Genomic DNA, 16609 nt, shown 5'->3' on the forward strand with positions numbered 1-16609 from the left:
CAACCCCGGGGACAATGTGCTTGATGGCTTGTGGTCAGGCTGCGTGAGGCTCTGTGGGCAATCTGTCAAAAAGAAAACACCGGGCCTCGTTGTGCCCGGTGCTTGCTCGAGAACGCCGTCTGCGAAGTTACTTGAGCGAACTGGCGACCGTGTTGAACGTCCCGCTCAAGTTCGTGCCGACGCCATTCACCGCAGCGATGATGGCGATGGCAATGCCGGTCGCAATCAGTCCGTATTCGATGGCGGTCGCGCCGGAATCATTCTGTAAAAACCTAACGAAAAGAGTCTTCATTGCAGCCCTGCCCTGGGTTGTGATGCCTTGGAACGAAGGGTGTTCCCGAGTTCCGCCTCCGTAGTAGTACGGCGGTATCTAAGGTTGTCTGAATCGGGAACCTATCAATTCTCGCGATATTCGATTGAATGCGGCTTGAAATTTTAACAAAAACCGCGCTACCGGCCTCCGATGACCCCGTCTACACACCGCGCCAGCATCACCCTTCCAGACGAACAGACCGCAAAACGCGTGGTCGACGCGCTGTCCGAGATGTATTTCGAGGATCAGGCGGCTTTTGCGGCCTTCGAGCGGCCGGACGGCCGCTGGGACGTGACCGTCCACTTTGCCGAGGCGCCGGACCAGGCCTTACTGCGCGAGCTGGTCGGCCAGGCGGTGACGCGACAGGATGTCGCATCGACTTTGGTATTTGACACCATCGAGGCGAAGGACTGGGTCAAGGCCAGCCTGGAAGATTTGGTCCCAGTCGCGGCCGGCCGGTTCATCGTCCACGGCCAGCATGACCGGCACAGGATAGCCCCCAACAAGCTCGGGATCGAGATCGAGGCGGCGCTCGCCTTCGGCACCGGCCATCACGGCACCACGCGCGGCTGCCTGCTGCTGCTCGACCACGTGCTGAAGGCCTATCAGCCCCGCCGGGTGCTCGATCTCGGCACCGGGACGGGCGTGCTGGGGATTGCCGCTGCCAAGGCACAGCATCGCAAGGTGCTGGCGAGCGACATCGACCCGCCGTCTGTCAAGGTCGCCGAGGAGAACGCCCGGCTGAACGGGGCGGGGCATCTGGTGGATGTGATCCGCGCCACCGGCTTTGCCGCACCGCGCTTTGCCGAGGACGGGCCGTTCGATCTGGTGCTCGCCAACATCCTCGCCAATCCGCTGCGCCAGCTGGCGGGGCCGATGACCCGGCACCTCGCATCGTCCGCGCAAGTCATCCTCTCGGGCTTGCTGACGCATCAGGCGCCGGCGGTCATTGCCGCCTATCGCGCCCGCGGGCTGGTGCCGCTGCGGCATCTGAAGATCGAGGGCTGGAGCAGCCTGCTGCTGCGCTCGGTCAGGTGAAATGACCGCGACCGGCAGACAGTGCGGCGACTGCACGCTCTGCTGCAAGGTGATGGCGATCGAGGAACTGGCGAAGCCGGCCAACGCATGGTGTGCGCATTGCAGGCCGGGGCGCGGCTGCCGGATCTATCCGAGCCGTCCGGCGGAGTGCCGTGCGTTCAGCTGCGTCTGGCTCGTCAACGAGCTGCTGGAGGAGCACTGGAAGCCCTCCCGATCGAAGCTCGTCCTGACCACGTCCGACGACGGCCTCGAGGTCAGATGCGATCCGGGCTTCCCGGATGCCTGGCGCAGGGAGCCGTTTCGCAACGAGCTCAGGGAATGGGCGATATCCGGCGAGCCGCTCGACATGACCGTCGTCGTCATCGCCGGTCAGCGCATGACGCTACTGACGCCGGAGCGCGAATTCGATCTGGGTGTCGTCGGCCTCGATGAGCGGATCGTGCGCGAACTCGAGGGCACCAGGGTCGTCAATGTAACCGTGGCGAAGGCGTCCGACCTCGCACGGTTAGCGCGATCCTTGGATTAGCTATTCGGTTGCTGCGGAATCGCGGCCGGCCGTCTCGGCCTTGTCCTGACCGGCTGCACGCCTGGCGCGCGCCGCGACCAAACGGTCAAGCATCTGCACGATGACGCCACGTTGCTTCTGCTCGATCGGCGCGATCGGCCCGCGACGGACCGGCGGCGAGATCTTCTCAAACGTGAATGCAGGCATCGTGCATCTCCTCACCGTTGAGTTGAGACACTCCTGGACACCCCCCGTACGCTGACCGTCGATGGTGGACATCGTCCGGTCACTTCCACTATGACATGATTCAAGCATAAGTTATGCCAAAAATGTGGTCATGCCTCAGCGCGTTGGCGCGAAGCTCATGCTGCATCGGAAGAGAGCGCAAAGGCGATGTTCGAAGCCCATTTCCAGACGTTCGAAGAGCCCGAAGGCGGCGTGGCGCTGACCGCGCGCTTAAGCGCACTGCGCGAGGAACTGGCGCGGCGCAAGCTGACCGGGTTCGTGGTTCCGCGCGCCGATCAGCAGCAGAATGAGTATGTTGCGGCGTCCGAGGAGCGGCTTGCCTGGCTGACCGGCTTCACCGGATCGGCCGGACTCGCGATCGTGCTGAGCAAGGAAGCCGCCCTGTTCGTCGACGGGCGCTACACGCTGCAGGCCGGCAAGCAGGTCGATCGCAAGGCCTGGCAGGTCGAGCCGCTGGTCGATCCGCCGCCGGAGCACTGGCTGACCCGGCATCTGGCAGCCGGCGACCGCCTAGGATTTGACCCCTGGCTGCACACTTCTGCGGCAGCCGAACGGCTGGCGGCGGCCTGCGCCAAGGCCGGCGCCGAGCTGGTCGCCGTCGACGGCAACCCGGTCGATACGGTCTGGCACGAACGGCCGGCGCCGCCGCTCGGCCCGGTCGCGATCCACGGCGCGCAGTTTTCCGGCGAGATCGAGGCCGAGAAGCTGAAGCGCATCCGGCTCGAGATCAACAAGCTCGGTGTCGATGCGCTGGTGCTCTCCGACAGCCACGCGGTGGCCTGGACCTTCAATATCCGCGGCGCTGACGTCTCGCATACGCCGCTGCCGCTGTCCTACGCGCTGGTGCCGAAGGAAGGCCGGCCACTGGTGTTCATCGATCATCGCAAGCTGTCCAACGCGACCCGCGACCATCTCGAGCAATCCGCCGATGTCGAGGAGCCGGCGGCGCTGACGCCAAAACTGACCGAGCTCGCCAAGCGCGGCGCCTCGATCGCGCTGGACAGCGCGACCGCGTCTGACGCGTTGAGCCGCCTGATCGCCGGCGCCGGCGGCAAGCCGGTGCGCGGCAGCGATCCGGTCAGCCTGTTGAAGGCGGTCAAGAACCTCACCGAGATCGACGGCACGCGCACCGCGCACCAGCGCGACGCGGTGGCGCTGACGCGCTTCCTCGCCTGGATCGACCGCGAGGCGCCCTCGGGCCACCTCACCGAGATCGACACCGTCGAGGCGCTGGAAACCTTCCGCCGCCAGACCGGCGCGCTCAAGGACGTCTCGTTCCCGACCATCGCCGGCACCGGGCCGAACGGCGCCATCGTGCATTATCGCGTGACGCGCAAGAGCAACCGCCGCATCGAGCCCGGCGATCTGCTGCTGATCGATTCCGGCGCGCAATATGAGGACGGCACCACCGACGTCACCCGCACCATCGCGATCGGCCAGCCGACCGACGAGATGCGCGACCGCTTCACCCGCGTGCTGCGCGGCCATATCGCGATCGCCCGTGCGATCTTCCCCGACGGCACCACCGGAGCGCAGCTCGACAGCTTCGCGCGGCAACATCTTTGGCAGGCCGGGATCGATTTCGAGCACGGCACCGGCCACGGCGTCGGCAGCTATCTCAGCGTCCATGAAGGGCCGGCGCGGATCTCGAAGCTCGGCACCACGCCGCTGCAGCGCGGCATGATCCTGTCCAACGAGCCCGGCTACTACAAGACCGACGCCTACGGCATAAGGATCGAGAACCTCGAACTGGTGATCGGCACCGACATTGCCGGCGCCGAGAAGCCGGTCAACGCATTCGAGACGCTGACCCTGGCGCCGATCGATCGCCGCCTGATCGAGGTGAGCATGCTGAGCGAAGGCGAGTTGAGCTGGCTCAACGAATACCACGCCCGCGTCGCGCGTGTGGTACGTCCGCATCTCGACGACAACGCCGCCAAGCTGTGGCTGGATGAGGCAACGGCGGCGTTGAAGTAGCAGCGCAAGCATCGTTCCACACACTCGACGTCGTCCCGGCGAAAGCCGGGACCCATAACCACCGCTGTCTGCTGTTGTATGACGCCGAGGCCACAGCGCACTTCAACAATACACGCCTGTGGCTATGGGTCCCGGCTTTCGCCGGGACGACAGTGTGCTTGTTGCGCGAGACGAAACATCACCGCCTTCGCCTCCCGAAATGCATGGGCGTATGCCGAAACACACGTATTCCGCGCGAACGGGCACGCTACAGTCTTTTCCACAATGCTGGACCGGACCTGAATGCACGGCGTGATGGGCAAGCCGCCCGGCGCGGCCCAAGACAACATCAAAGACAACAACATCGCGACATCGAAGGTCATGCTGCTGATGCTCGTCGTGATGACGGGCGTCGCGCCGATCTCGCTCTACATGCTGGTTCCGGCGCTGCCGGTGCTGGCGACCACATTCGGCCGCGACATCGGAATCGCGCAGATGACCGTGTCGCTCTACATGGTCGGCATCGCGCTCTCGCAGCTGATCATGGGACCACTATCCGACAAGTTCGGCCGCCGCCCGGTGCTGCTCGCGGGCCTCGGCCTGATGGTGGTGGCCGGCATCGGCTCGGTATTCGCCGAGACCCTGCCGCAGCTGATCGCGGCGCGCTTCTTCCAGGCGCTCGGCGGCGCCAGCGGCATGGTGATCAGCCGCGCCATCATCCGCGATCTCTATCCGCGCGAGCGGGTCGGCGCCATGATCAGCCTCGTCGTCGCCGCGCTGATGATCGCGCAGATGGTGAGCCCGCTGACCGGCGGTTTGCTGGAAACCACATTCGGCTGGCGCGCGATCCTCTATCTCATCACCGCGGCGTCGCTGATCACCACGATCTTCATCGCGCTGGCGCTGCCCGAAACCCGCCGCGACCGCGCCGACAGCTCCAGCTTCCGCGGCGATCTTGGCAGGCTGATGCGAAGCCGCGCCTTCGTCGGCTATCTGCTGTGCCAGGTGCTGGCCTCGCAGATCATCTTCGCCTTCGCCGGCGGCGGTCCCTATATCGTGGTGACCCAGATGGGCCGCAGCAGCGCCGAATACGGCGCGTGGTTCGCGATGACGGGGTTCGGCTACTTCATCGGCAATCTGCTGTGCGTGCGCTTCGCGCCGCGGCACTCGCTGGAGAAGCTGATCTGGTTCGGCCTCGCACTGCAGGTCGGCGGCAGCCTGCTGAACCTGATCTGGAGTTTCGCCGGGCTGAACCAGGCGCCGCTCTGGCTGTTCGGCACCCAGATGATCGTGATGGTCGCCAATGCCTTCGTGATGGCCAATTCCGCCGCCGGCGCCATCAGCATCCGCCCCGAGGCCGCCGGCACTGCGTCCGGCGCCATGGGCTTCCTGCAGCAGGGCATCGGTTCGCTGATCTCGCAGTTCGGCGCCTATCTCGGCGGCCACTCGACCACGACGCTGCCGCTGACATCGGCACTCTTCGCGATCTCGCTCGCCTGCGCCTGCACCATGATCTTCGTCGTGCCGCGGCGAAATGTGGTGGTCAGCCAAGAGCTGATCGCGCAGGCCGAGGAGGATGAAAAGGGGATGATGTGAGGCGCGCGCTCGTACCGCGCTCTCGCCTCGTCATCCCCCGCGAAAGCGGGGGATCCAGTACGCCGCGGCCTATTGGGTGAATCACTGCGGCCTCTGGAATACTGGGTCCCCCGCTTTCGCGGAGGACGACAGCGGAGAATGCGGCGGCGACGCGGCGCCCTACTCCTCGATCAGCTTCAGCCAGTCGTCTTCGGTCAGCACCGCAACGCCAAGCTCGCGCGCCTTGGTCAACTTCGAGCCTGCTTCTTCGCCGGCGACGACGTAATCCGTCTTCTTTGAAACCGATCCCGCGACCTTGGCGCCGAGCCGCTCGGCCATCGCCTTGGCTTCGTCGCGGGTGAACTTCGTCAACGACCCGGTGAACACCACGGTCTTGTCCGAGACCGGCGAGCTCTTGCGCGGCTGCTCGGCGGGCTTCACCTCGATCTGCTGCAGCAATTCACCGAGCGCCTTCACGTTGCGCGGCTCGGCAAAGAACTCGACCACCGCATCCGCGACGATCTCGCCGATGCCATCGATATCGTTGAGGTCCTGGTAGGCCTCGGTGGTGTTCTCTTCGTCCGTGCTGCCCTTGGCGGCGGCCAGCATCGCCTCACGGAAATTCTCGATCGTGTGGTAGTGCCGCGCCAGCAGCTTGGCATTGCCTTCGCCGACATGGCGAATGCCTAGCGCAAAGATCAAGCGGTGCAGGTCGATGTTGCGGCGGGCGTCGATCGCGTCGAACAGGTTGCGCACCGAGGTTTCGCCGTGGCCTTCGCGCTGCATCAATTTGCTGGTCGAACGTTGGTCCCGCTCGCGAAGGGTGAAGATGTCGACCGGCGACATCACCAGTCCGTCCTCGTAGAATTCCTGGATCTGCTTCTCGCCGAGACCATCGATATCGAAGGCAAGGCGCGACACGAAATGCTTCAGCCGCTCGACCGCCTGCGCCGGACAGATCAGCGCGCCGGTGCAGCGGCGCACCGCCTCGCCCTCCTCGCGGATCGCGTGACTGCCGCACACCGGGCAAGTGTCCGGAAACTTGTACGGCTTTGCACTCTTCGGCCGCTTGTCCAGAACGACATTGACGACCTGGGGGATGACGTCGCCGGCGCGCTGCACGACGACGGTGTCGTCGATGCGGAGATCGACGCCATCCCTGATCGGATTGCCGTCGTTGCCGATGCCCTTGATGTAGTCCTCGTTGTGCAGGGTCGCGTTCGAAACCACGACGCCGCCGACCGTCACCGGCTCGAGCCGCGCGACCGGCGTCATCGCTCCGGTGCGCCCCACCTGGATATCGATGCCCTTGAGAATTGTCGTTGCCTGTTCGGCTGCGAATTTGTGTGCGATGGCCCAGCGCGGACTGCGCGACACGAAGCCGAGCCGCTCCTGCCAGTCGAGCCGGTCGACCTTGTAGACCACGCCGTCGATGTCGTAGCCGAGCGAAGCCCGCTCCTCGCCGATCTTGTTGTAGAATTTCAGGACATCGTCGACGCTCTTGCAGAGCGTGATCAGCGGATTGACCACAAAGCCTGCTCTGTCCATCCACTCCAGCATGCCGTGCTGGGTGTCGGCGGGCAGCTCGCTCATCTCGCCCCATGTGTAGGCGAAGAATTTCAGCGGTCGTGACGCGGTGATCGACACGTCCTTCTGACGCAGCGAACCCGCCGCCGAATTGCGCGGATTGGCAAACACCGTGTCGTCGGCCGCGGCCTGCTTCTTGTTCAGCTCAAGGAAGTCCTTCTTGAGCATATAGACTTCGCCGCGCATTTCGCAGGCTGCTGGAACGTTGCGTCCCTTCAGGGTGTGCGGGATGTCCTTGATGGTACGGACGTTGGCGGTGACATCCTCGCCGGTGAAGCCGTCGCCACGCGTCGCGGCCCGAACAAGTTCGCCATTTTCGTAGCGCAGCGAGAGCGACAGGCCGTCGATCTTCGGCTCGGCGACCAGCGCCGGAATATGGTCGGCATCCAGCTTGAGAAAGCGCCTGATACGTTCGACGAATTCGGTGACGTCCTCGTCACTGAATGCGTTGCCGAGCGACAGCATCGGAACGGCATGCTGCACCTTGGCAAAGCCGCGGGCCGGTGCAGCGCCAACCGTCTGCGTCGGCGAGTCCTTGGTGACGAGATCGGGAAACCTGGCCTCGATTGCCTCCAGGCGCTGCCGCAGAGCGTCGTAGGCCGTGTCCGATACGGTCGGCGCGTCCTTCTGATAGTAGCGCTCGTTGTGCGCCTCGATCTCGAGTGAAAGCCGCATGTGCTCGACCTTGGCCTGGGCCTTGGTGAGCTTGTCGACGTCGACCAGCGCTTTCTTCGCCTTGGCAGCCATGGGCAAACTAGCTCGCCGCCCTGAGCAACCGTTCCGCAGCGGCGCGGGCCTCCGCGGTGATCTCGGCGCCGGCCAGCATGCGTGCGATCTCCTCGCGGCGATGGTCGGCGGCGAGTGCGTTGACGCGGGTGGCGACCCGCTTGCCCTTGTCGAGCGCATCCTTGGAGATCAACAGATGCTGGCTGGCACGGGCTGCGACCTGCGGCGCATGCGTCACCGCCATCACCTGCACCTTGCCGGCGAGGCGTGCCAGCCGCGAGCCGATCGCATCCGCTACCGCGCCGCCCACACCGGTGTCGATTTCGTCGAACACCAAAGTCGGCGCCGAGCCGCGATCGGCCAGCACGACCTTCAGCGCCAGCAGGAAGCGCGACAGCTCGCCGCCGGAGGCGACCTTCATCATCGGCCCCGGCTTGGTGCCCGGATTGGTCTGGACCCAGAACTCGACGCGGTCGATGCCCTGCGGCCCCGGCGCGGCGGCATTGGCCTCGACCTGCGTCATGAATTTCGCGCGCTCGAGCTTGAGCGGCGCGAGCTCGGCATTGACGGCCTTGTTGAGCTTCTCGGCCGCCTTGGTGCGCGCCGCCGACAGCTTTGCCGCCGCAGCAGCGTAGCGCTTGTCGGCCTCAGCGGCGGCCGCCTCCAGCTTCTTCAGCTGATCGGCGCCGGCATCGATCAGCGCGACGTCATCAGCGTATTGCGCCGCCAGCGCCGCCAGCAGATCGACCGGCGTCGAATATTTGCGCGAGGCTGCGCGCAGCGCGAACAGCCGTTCCTCGATGCGCTCGAGCTCGGCCGGATCGAAATCGGTCGCCGCCAGTGCCGCGTGGAGATGCTGGTCGGCCTCTTCCAGCGCGTTGATCGCGATATCGATCGCCTTGACCGCCGGCTCGATCAGGCTGGGCGCATTGGCAGCACGCCGCTCCAGCCGCCGTACTGCCGCGGACAGGGCCGACACCGGCGAATGCGAACCGCCGATCGCCTCCTGCGCCTCGCGCAGATCGGTCGCGACCTTCTCGCCCTGCATCATGGTGGTGCGGCGGTTGGCGAGCTCGGTCTCCTCGCCCTCCTTCGGCGCCAGCGTCTTCAGCTCCTGGGAGGCGTGGCGCAGATAGTCGGCCTCGCGCGCGGCGCGCTCCATGCCGGCGCGATGCCCGTCGAGGTCGGCGTTGGCGGTCCGCCTGATTTCCCACAGCGCTTCCAGCGCGGCGACGTCCTTCTCGTGGCCGGCAAAGGCGTCGAGCAGCTGGCGGTGGGTGGAAGCGTCGACCAAAGCGCGCTCGTCGTGCTGGCCGTGGATTTCGACCAGAGCCGCACCGACCGCCCTCAGGGTCTGCACGCTGATCGCCTGGTCGTTGATGAAGGCGCGGGTGCGGCCGTCGGCGAGCTGTACGCGGCGCAGGATCATCTCGCCGGTGTCGTCGAGGCCGTTCTCGGCGAGGATCCTGGCCGCCGGATGCCCCTTCGGGACATCGAACGTGGCGGTGACCTGGCCCTGCTCGGCGCCATGGCGCACCAGCCCGGCATCGCCGCGACCGCCGAGCGCCAGCGCAAAGGCATCAAGCAGGATGGATTTGCCGGCGCCGGTTTCGCCGGTCAGCACCGCCAGGCCACGGGAAAATTCGATATCAAGCCGTTCGATCAGGACGATGTCACGGATCGATAGACGGGCCAGCATGCGAGGACAATTCCTAGCCGAGACCTATCTTCTTGAAGGTCCTGCTGATCCAGGATCCCTGATTCTCGCTCGGCTCGAGACCGCCGGACTTTACTAGATTATATGCGTCCTTGTACCAGCGGCTGTCCGGAAAATTGTGGCCGAGTACCGCGGCGGCGGTCTGCGCCTCGCCGGCGATGCCGATCGCCATATAGGCCTCGGTCAGCCGGTAGAGCGCCTCTTCGACGTGGCGGGTGGTCTGGTACTGGGTGACCACGGTCTTGAAGCGGTTGATCGCGGCGGTGAAGTCGCGCTTCTCGATGTAATAGCGCCCGACCGCCATTTCCTTGCCGGCGAGCTGGTCGCGCGCAGCCTGGATCTTGGCCTTGGCCTGGGTGGCGTATTCCGAGGTCGGATATTTGCGCACCACTTCTTCGAGCGCCGCGATCGCCTTCTCGGTGCGGCTCTGGTCGCGCGAGATGTCCGGTATCTGGTCGAAATGCGATGCCGCGATCAGGTACTGCGCGTACGACGCGTCCGGGCTGCCGGGATGCAGCGTCACGTAGCGGGTGGCGGAGCCGATGCAGCTGTCGTAGTCGCCTGCCTGATAGTACGAATAGGCCGACATCAGGAGCGACTTGCGCGCCCAGTCCGAATAGGGATGCTGACGGTCGACTTCCTCGAACTTCTTCGAAGCGGCCTTCAGGTCCTTCTTCTCGTTCATCATGTACAAGCCCTCATTGTAGAGCTTGTCCGCGGGCTCATCGACGAACGTGTCGTCCTTGGCCATGAACTTGTCCCACAGCGCACCGGTGCCGCAGCCTGAGAGCGGCAACGCCAGCACGATCAGGCCCGCCGCGAAACGCAGCGTGCGCGCGGCCTTGGTCAGGCCGGAGACGTCAGAAGAATTGCGTTGTTCGAGCGCCATACGCATTGCCGACATGGATTGTAAAACCTGACGCCTTTGATGCGGTTAACGGCGACCCCACTCCACCCATGAACCGCGATCACGGATGCAATATCTCTCGTGCCGTTGGCGCCGGATCAAGGCAACCGCGGGCCTGTTTAACCGAAAAATGACCGTCGACCAACCGAATAGGGAGCCAATCCGCCGGGAATAAGGCGACCCGGCGACGCTCACAGCCTGCTGTGGTTATTACGGAAATTGGGCTGACCGCCTACGGCGATCAGGACACGTCCGGACCGTAGGCCGGGGCGACCAGGCCGCCCACCGTGCTTGCACCGGCTTCGACATGGCCGCGGACCGGCCGCCGGGCGGTCTCCGATTCGACCACGCGCCAGGCGCTGCGGTCGGCGAGCAGCGCCTTCAGCACTGCGTTGTTGAGCTTGTGGCCGCCGCGGACCGAACGGTAGCTGCCGAGCAGCGGCAGGCCGGCCAGCGCCAGATCGCCGATCACGTCGAGCACCTTGTGGCGGGCGCACTCGTTGGCGTAGCGCAGGCCCTCGGCGTTGAGCAGGCGGGCCTCGTCGAACACCACCGTGTTGTCGAACGAGGCACCGAGCGCGAAGCCGGCGCCCCAAAGCCGCGCCACGTCATTCATGCAGCCGAAGGTACGGGCCCGCGCGACTTCGCGGCGGAAGCCTTCCGGCGACAGATCGAAGGAGTAGGTCTGGTGACCGATCACCTTGTTGGCGAAATTGATTTCGACTTCGGCGCGGAACCCGCCGGCGAACGGACGCAGCTCGCCCATCGCATCGCCGATCTTGACCTGCACCGGCTTCAGCACCTGGATGAAGCGGCGGACGCCGGGCTGCGTCACAATGCCAGCCTGATCGATGGCCGCGACAAACGCCGCAGCGCTGCCGTCCATGATCGGAACTTCAGCAGCGTCGACTTCGATCGTGGCGTTGTCGATGCCCATGCCGCGCAGCGCGGCGAGAACATGCTCCGCGGTCGAAACCAGCGGCCCTTCGCGGTCACCCAGCACCGTCGCGAATTCGGTTGCGATCACAGCGTCGGCGGTGGCGGTAACTTCGCGGTCGGCACCGTCGAGACCGGTGCGGACAAAAATAAAACCCGCATCGACGGGTGCAGGTCCCAGCGTGAGACTGACAGGAAGACCGGAATGAACGCCTACGCCAGTCACGGTGGCTTGCGACCGAAGCGTTGTCTGACGGCTGAACTTCATTCGATAATGCCCACTACCCGACTTCGCTCAACATCAAGTGGCCAAACTTCCCCAAGGCCGACTCGCATGAGCTCCCCAAGTCCCGGCAGACCATAGTCACAGCCCTAAAGCGCGCCAACTCACGCTTCTTTACGGATTGTTACCCCATCTCCGCCGCATTCGCGCCCAAGGTTAACCCAATTGCGGCAGCGAAAACGGCCCTCGGCGAGTGGCCATCTGACCACCGAAATGATAATTAATCATTTAAAATCAGTTGCTTGTTTACCCGATACAACCGCCTGCCCACCAAAAGGAGAAGGCCCCGGCGGTTCCCCGCCGAGGCCTTCTTCGTCGCCAAGGTTGTAACAAACTTCAGTTTGCCTGCCGGCGCAGGAAGGCCGGGATATCAAGATGGTCGTCACCCTGTGGCGCCGGGGCAACAGGCGCCTGACGGCCATGGGCGTCCAATCCCTGCGGTGCCGGGCGCTTCGCATATTCCGATACCGGCGATTCGTTCGCCGATATCTGCTGGGCGACGCTGCGGGCCGGCTTGCGGTCGGGCAGTGGTGGCATCGTCGGCATCGCAGGACCCGAGGCACGGGCCGCGATCGGCGGCTCGGTCTCTTCGTCGCGGCGACCGAGGCCAACATTGGCCAGCCGCTGCAGCAGCGACAGCCGGGTCTTCTGGGGGTGCTCCGCCTCGCCGTCACCGCTGGCCTGGCGGATCTCGGCCTGCGCCGGCATCGGCAGATCCTCGAACTTCGGCATCCGCGGGGCACGGACCGGCGACCGCTCCGCCGCCTGCGGGATGAAGGTCTCGGGCGGCATCGGCTCGTGCTGTTCGGCGCGGGCCGCCTCGTGGTCCGGGAACAACGTCGGCTTCTGGGCGATCGGGCGTACGGTGACGTCACCGTACGACCCCGGCTGCATCGGCGCCTGAGCCGGTGCGCTGTCCGGGGCAACCGCGGCAGCGATTGCCGCGAGCGCGGCGCGCTCGACGGCCGGACGCTGCTGGGGTGCGGCGGCAGCTGCAATCGGAGCAACCGTCACGCCCGTCGGCGGTTCCAGCTTCTGGGCGCGCTCGGCCATGCGCTGATTGTCGGCACGCAGGCGAGCGGTCAGATCGGCCAGCCGGCTCTCGGGCGAGCCGCCCGGCTGCTGCGCGGGAGCCTGCGCACGGGAAGCGATCGCGGCCTGCTCGATACCGGTTGCGACCACCGAGACGCGAATGACGCCGTCGAGCGATTCGTCGAAGGTGGCGCCGACGATGATGTTGGCGTCGGCATCGACTTCTTCGCGGATGCGGGTTGCGGCTTCGTCGACCTCGAACAGAGTAAGGTCCTTGCCGCCGGTGATCGAGATCAACAGGCCGCGGGCCCCCTTCATCGAGCTATCGTCGATCAGCGGGTTGGCGATCGCAGCTTCGGCGGCGGTCAGCGCACGCTTCTCGCCGGTGGCCTCGCCGGTGCCCATCATCGCCTTGCCCATTTCCCGCATCACGGCGCGGACGTCGGCGAAGTCGAGGTTGATCAGGCCTTCCTTGACCATCAGGTCGGTGATGCAGGCGACGCCCGAATACAGCACCTGGTCGGCCATCGCGAACGCGTCGGCGAAGGTGGTCTTCTCGTTGGCGACCCGGAACAGGTTCTGGTTCGGGATGATCAGCAGCGTGTCGACCACCTTGTGGAGCTCGGAGATACCGTGCTCGGCGGTGCGCATCCGGCGCTGACCCTCGAAGTGGAACGGCTTCGTCACCACGCCGACGGTGAGGATTCCCATCTCGCGGGCGGCCTTGGCGATCACGGGCGCAGCACCGGTGCCGGTGCCGCCGCCCATGCCGGCGGTGACGAACACCATGTTGGCGCCGGTCAAGTGATCGCGCAGCTCGTCCATGACCTCCTGCGCGGCCGCAGCACCGACGTCGGGCTGCGAACCGGCGCCGAGGCCCTGGGTGACCTGGGTGCCCATCTGGATGATGCGCTGCGCCTTCGACATGGTCAGCGCCTGCGCGTCGGTGTTGGCGACGACGAAGTCGACGCCCTGCAACCCGGCGGTGATCATGTTGTTGACGGCATTACCGCCCGCGCCGCCGACGCCGAAGACGGTGATCCGCGGTTTCAGCTCGCTGATGTCAGGGGGTGTCAGATTGAGTGCCATGGTTGCCTCTCTCGATTATGCGCGCGTTGGTTCGTCCCGGCCGCTGGCCGCAGGAGCTGGTGAAAATGCAATGAGCCGGGGTGTGGTCATCAGAAGCCCTCGCGAAGCCATCGTCCGACCTTTCCGAAGTAACCGTCTGTCCCTGTCCTGAGCTGCCGCGTACGCCGCGGTTCGACATGTTCAAGATGTGCGTATTGCGGATAGACCAAGAGGCCCGTCGGCACCGAGAACGAGGCGCCCTTCGCCTCGTTCGGCAGCCGGCCGAAGCCGAGCGGGCGGCCGATGCGGACCTGACGGTTCAGGATGCGGGTGGCGAGCTCGACGGTGCCGGTGAGCTGCGACGCGCCGCCGCTCAGCACGACGCGCGCCCTCGGCTCTGCCGCAAAGGGAGAATCCGCGAGCCGGTCACGAACCATTTCGAAAATCTCCTCGGCGCGATGCCGGACAATGTTCGCGATCGTGGCGCGGGACACGATTTGCGGAGTCTCCCGATCATCGCCTGCAGTGGGAACGGACATCAGCTCGCGCGAGTCCGAACCGCCGGTCAGCACCGTGCCGTATAAAGTCTTGATTCGCTCGGCATCCGCAATGCACGCGCCGATGCCGCGCGCAAGATCCATCGTGATGTGTTGCCCGCCGAGCGCAAATCCGGATGCGTGCACGAGGCGGCCGCCGGAGTACGTCGCGATCGTCGTCGAGCCCGCGCCCATCTCGACGACGGCAGCGCCGAGATCGGCCTCGTCATCGGTCAGCACCGACAGGCCCGCGACATAGGGGCTCGACGCCATGGCTTCGACGTTGAGATGGCAGCGCTCGACCACCAGCATCAGGTTCTTGGCAACCGTCGCGTCCGACGTCACCACATTCATGTCGACGCCGAACTGGCGCGCCACCATCCCTCTGGGATCGCGGATGCCCTTGACGCCGTCGAGCGCGTAGCCGACCGGCAGCGCGTGCAACACGGTGCGGCCGGCGCCGGCGGCGTGGCGCATGCCGGCCGAGGTGACGCGGCTGATATCGTCCGCGGTCACCGAGCCGCCGTGGATATCGGCCGCGGCTTCAACCAATTGGCCATGCAGCCGGCCGCCGGAAACCGACAGCAGGACGGATTCGACACGGACCTTGGCCATGCGCTCGGCCAGCGCCACGGCATGGCGCACCGCCTTCTCGCATTCGGCGAGATCGACGACGGAGCCGGCCTTGACGCCGCGCGACTGGATCTGGCTGTAGCCGATCAATTCGACCGCATGGGTGCGGCCGCGCAACGCCTCGTTCGGCGGCGACGGCCTGAGCCGCGCGATCATGCAGGCGATCTTGCTGGAGCCGACGTCGAGCGAAGCCACCATCGCGGTGCGCTTCTGCATCGGGCGGGTCTTCGGGGTCAAATTGCGATCGAGGCCGGTCATGCGGAGTCACCGGCCTTCTTCTTGGACTTCTTGTCCTTGAACAGCTCGTCGCGCGCCTTGCCGGCTTCCTCGGACAATTGCACGATCAGCCGATCGGGCAGGCGCATGTCGACGGCGACAATGTCGCGCGAGAACAGCTTCTCGTCCTTGTCGAGCTTGGAGAGCGCGGCCAAAGCGTTGCCGACGTCGTTCTCCGGCAAGCGGACGTCGAGGCCGTCCTTGAGGCGCAGGTTCCAGCGCCGCTCGCCGACGAAGATCGCGGCCTTGGTCACCGAGCGCACCTGCGGATAACGGTCGAGCAGCGCCAGGAAGTCCTGGGCGCGGGTGTCCGCGCCCTTGCCCACCACCAGCGGCAGATTGAGGAAGCGGCGCGACACGTAGGGCTCGAGCACCGCACCGTCGGAGGCGATCACCGACAGGCGGCCGTTCTGCTGCCACAGCGCGAAGGCGGTGCGCTCGACGATGTCGATCTGCAGCCGGCCCGGATAAAGCTTGAGGATCGTGGCGTCGGCGATCCAGGGATTGGCCTTCAGCTTGGCGCGCACCGTATCGGCGTCGAGGAACAGCAGCGAGGAGCGGCCATTGACGCCGCCGATCGCAAGCACCTCATCCTGGCTCAGCTGCTTGCGGCCGTTGATGCCGACGGTGGTGATGCGGAAGCCCGCGGAATTGGCCAGCGCATTGCGGGTGTCGCTGAGCGCGGTGGTGAACTCCTCGAGATGGCCGCCTTTGACGATGCCGAAGCCCAGGCTGCCGAACAGGATCGCGAGCGTCGCGACCAGGCCGATGCGGCGCGGCAGATAACGTTCGACCAGCAGGATGTAGCGGTTCGGCGGCTCGCGATCGATCATCTGCGGCCGCCTGGCGGGACGCCGGCGGCGACGTGCGAGATGGGCGCCGACATACTCGCGCAGCAGCACTGCCGCTCCAATAGCGGCTGCTTTCAGGTCAGCTTGAGGCCCCAGCGATCGCAGCGATCGGGTGAGGCGTCCTGCACCATCCATTGCACGAGCTCGTCACATGTTGCGCCCGCAAACCCTGCGGGGTCCCGGCACAAATCACGTCTCGGCTAGACCGGTGGGATTAGAGAGGCCCCCTGTTCCCTGGTTGCGATCCTCGAAGCGGTAATCCGCGACAGCTCACGCCCCGGCAGCCAAGCGCTACATGCGCCGCCAGCGTTAACCTTCGGGCTTCCTGGTAAACAAATGGTAAAGGAGTTCAGCCTGGAGTGTATTTTGATCAACGCTCTGAATACTTTGCCGCGAACCCGTTAGCATTTTAGCAACAGCGCCC

13 protein-coding genes and 1 pseudogene are annotated in these 16609 nt (G+C 65.5%); 4 read left to right on the forward strand and 10 right to left on the reverse strand.

The annotated features are described in order from the left end of the window. Positions 1–127: 127 nt before the first annotated feature. Positions 128–292, reverse strand: a complete 165-nt coding sequence (locus ACVIGB_RS17455) for a Flp family type IVb pilin (RefSeq protein ID WP_456721695.1) — start codon at positions 290–292, stop codon at positions 128–130. 171 nt (positions 293–463) lie between these two features. On the opposite strand from ACVIGB_RS17455, the gene ACVIGB_RS17460 reads away from it, so the two are divergent. Together ACVIGB_RS17460 and ACVIGB_RS17465 are read left to right on the forward strand one after the other, a co-directional pair. Further along, the gene (locus tag ACVIGB_RS17460; protein WP_456721694.1) at positions 464–1351 is read left to right on the forward strand and encodes a 50S ribosomal protein L11 methyltransferase; all 888 of its coding nucleotides are present in this window, start codon (positions 464–466) and stop codon (positions 1349–1351) included. Between the two features lies 1 nt (position 1352). Further along, positions 1353–1877 carry a hypothetical protein gene (locus ACVIGB_RS17465; protein WP_456721693.1) on the forward strand — a complete coding sequence of 175 codons (525 nt, stop codon included), beginning with the start codon at positions 1353–1355 and terminating at the stop codon, positions 1875–1877. On the opposite strand, the gene ACVIGB_RS17470 is transcribed toward ACVIGB_RS17465, so the two are convergent. Further along, on the reverse strand, positions 1878–2063 hold the full coding sequence (locus ACVIGB_RS17470; RefSeq protein ID WP_456721692.1) for a hypothetical protein: 186 nt from the start codon (positions 2061–2063) through the stop codon (positions 1878–1880). Positions 2064–2249: 186 nt separating this feature from the next. On the opposite strand from ACVIGB_RS17470, the gene ACVIGB_RS17475 reads away from it, so the two are divergent. Continuing rightward, complete coding sequence (locus tag ACVIGB_RS17475; protein WP_456749174.1) at positions 2250–4079, forward strand: aminopeptidase P family protein; 1830 nt, start codon at positions 2250–2252, stop codon at positions 4077–4079. A 282-nt stretch (positions 4080–4361) separates the two neighbouring features. Then, positions 4362–5654 carry a multidrug effflux MFS transporter gene (locus ACVIGB_RS17480; protein WP_456721691.1) on the forward strand — a complete coding sequence of 431 codons (1293 nt, stop codon included), beginning with the start codon at positions 4362–4364 and terminating at the stop codon, positions 5652–5654. Between the two features lie 159 nt (positions 5655–5813). On the opposite strand, the gene ligA is transcribed toward ACVIGB_RS17480, so the two are convergent. From ligA to ACVIGB_RS17520, 8 genes and pseudogenes are all read right to left on the reverse strand, one after another. Next, positions 5814–7967 carry an NAD-dependent DNA ligase LigA gene (gene ligA / locus ACVIGB_RS17485; protein WP_456721690.1) on the reverse strand — a complete coding sequence of 718 codons (2154 nt, stop codon included), beginning with the start codon at positions 7965–7967 and terminating at the stop codon, positions 5814–5816. 7 nt (positions 7968–7974) lie between these two features. After that, on the reverse strand, positions 7975–9645 hold the full coding sequence (gene recN / locus ACVIGB_RS17490) for a DNA repair protein RecN (RefSeq protein WP_456721689.1): 1671 nt from the start codon (positions 9643–9645) through the stop codon (positions 7975–7977). A gap of 13 nt (positions 9646–9658) precedes the next feature. Continuing rightward, complete coding sequence (locus tag ACVIGB_RS17495) at positions 9659–10567, reverse strand: outer membrane protein assembly factor BamD (protein ID WP_409334627.1); 909 nt, start codon at positions 10565–10567, stop codon at positions 9659–9661. 244 nt (positions 10568–10811) lie between these two features. Beyond that, a complete protein-coding gene (lpxC, locus tag ACVIGB_RS17500; RefSeq protein WP_456721688.1) occupies positions 10812–11774 on the reverse strand; it encodes a UDP-3-O-acyl-N-acetylglucosamine deacetylase in 963 nt (320 codons plus the stop codon). Between the two features lie 351 nt (positions 11775–12125). Then, positions 12126–13910: a cell division protein FtsZ gene (ftsZ, locus tag ACVIGB_RS17505; protein ID WP_092115916.1), complete on the reverse strand. Its 1785-nt coding sequence runs from the start codon at positions 13908–13910 to the stop codon at positions 12126–12128. Positions 13911–13999: 89 nt separating this feature from the next. Then, positions 14000–15316 carry a cell division protein FtsA gene (gene ftsA, locus ACVIGB_RS17510; RefSeq protein WP_092115917.1) on the reverse strand — a complete coding sequence of 439 codons (1317 nt, stop codon included), beginning with the start codon at positions 15314–15316 and terminating at the stop codon, positions 14000–14002. Continuing rightward, positions 15313–16320: a cell division protein FtsQ/DivIB gene (locus ACVIGB_RS17515; protein WP_092115918.1), complete on the reverse strand. Its 1008-nt coding sequence runs from the start codon at positions 16318–16320 to the stop codon at positions 15313–15315. Before ACVIGB_RS17515 ends, ftsA begins: the two co-directional genes overlap by 4 nt. Continuing rightward, positions 16260–16528, reverse strand: a pseudogene (locus ACVIGB_RS17520) (hypothetical protein); the annotation flags it as partial. The pseudogene ACVIGB_RS17520 and the gene ACVIGB_RS17515, both read right to left, overlap by 61 nt. Positions 16529–16609: the final 81 nt, after the last annotated feature.

This window comes from Bradyrhizobium sp. USDA 4341 (assembly GCF_054063755.1).

Excerpts from the sequence above, each read along its gene's own strand:
- ACVIGB_RS17455 (WP_456721695.1), bottom strand. The coding sequence starts at position 292 with ATGAAGACTCTTTTCGTTAGGTTTTTACAGAATGATTCCGGCGCGACC.
- ACVIGB_RS17460 (WP_456721694.1), top strand. The coding sequence starts at position 464 with ATGACCCCGTCTACACACCGCGCCAGCATCACCCTTCCAGACGAACAG.
- ACVIGB_RS17465 (WP_456721693.1), top strand. The coding sequence starts at position 1,353 with ATGACCGCGACCGGCAGACAGTGCGGCGACTGCACGCTCTGCTGCAAG.
- ACVIGB_RS17470 (WP_456721692.1), bottom strand. The coding sequence starts at position 2,063 with ATGCCTGCATTCACGTTTGAGAAGATCTCGCCGCCGGTCCGTCGCGGG.
- ACVIGB_RS17475 (WP_456749174.1), top strand. The coding sequence starts at position 2,250 with ATGTTCGAAGCCCATTTCCAGACGTTCGAAGAGCCCGAAGGCGGCGTG.
- ACVIGB_RS17480 (WP_456721691.1), top strand. The coding sequence starts at position 4,362 with ATGCACGGCGTGATGGGCAAGCCGCCCGGCGCGGCCCAAGACAACATC.
- ligA (WP_456721690.1), bottom strand. The coding sequence starts at position 7,967 with ATGGCTGCCAAGGCGAAGAAAGCGCTGGTCGACGTCGACAAGCTCACC.
- recN (WP_456721689.1), bottom strand. The coding sequence starts at position 9,645 with ATGCTGGCCCGTCTATCGATCCGTGACATCGTCCTGATCGAACGGCTT.
- ACVIGB_RS17495 (WP_409334627.1), bottom strand. The coding sequence starts at position 10,567 with ATGTCGGCAATGCGTATGGCGCTCGAACAACGCAATTCTTCTGACGTC.
- lpxC (WP_456721688.1), bottom strand. The coding sequence starts at position 11,774 with ATGAAGTTCAGCCGTCAGACAACGCTTCGGTCGCAAGCCACCGTGACT.
- ftsZ (WP_092115916.1), bottom strand. The coding sequence starts at position 13,910 with ATGGCACTCAATCTGACACCCCCTGACATCAGCGAGCTGAAACCGCGG.
- ftsA (WP_092115917.1), bottom strand. The coding sequence starts at position 15,316 with ATGACCGGCCTCGATCGCAATTTGACCCCGAAGACCCGCCCGATGCAG.
- ACVIGB_RS17515 (WP_092115918.1), bottom strand. The coding sequence starts at position 16,320 with ATGGATGGTGCAGGACGCCTCACCCGATCGCTGCGATCGCTGGGGCCT.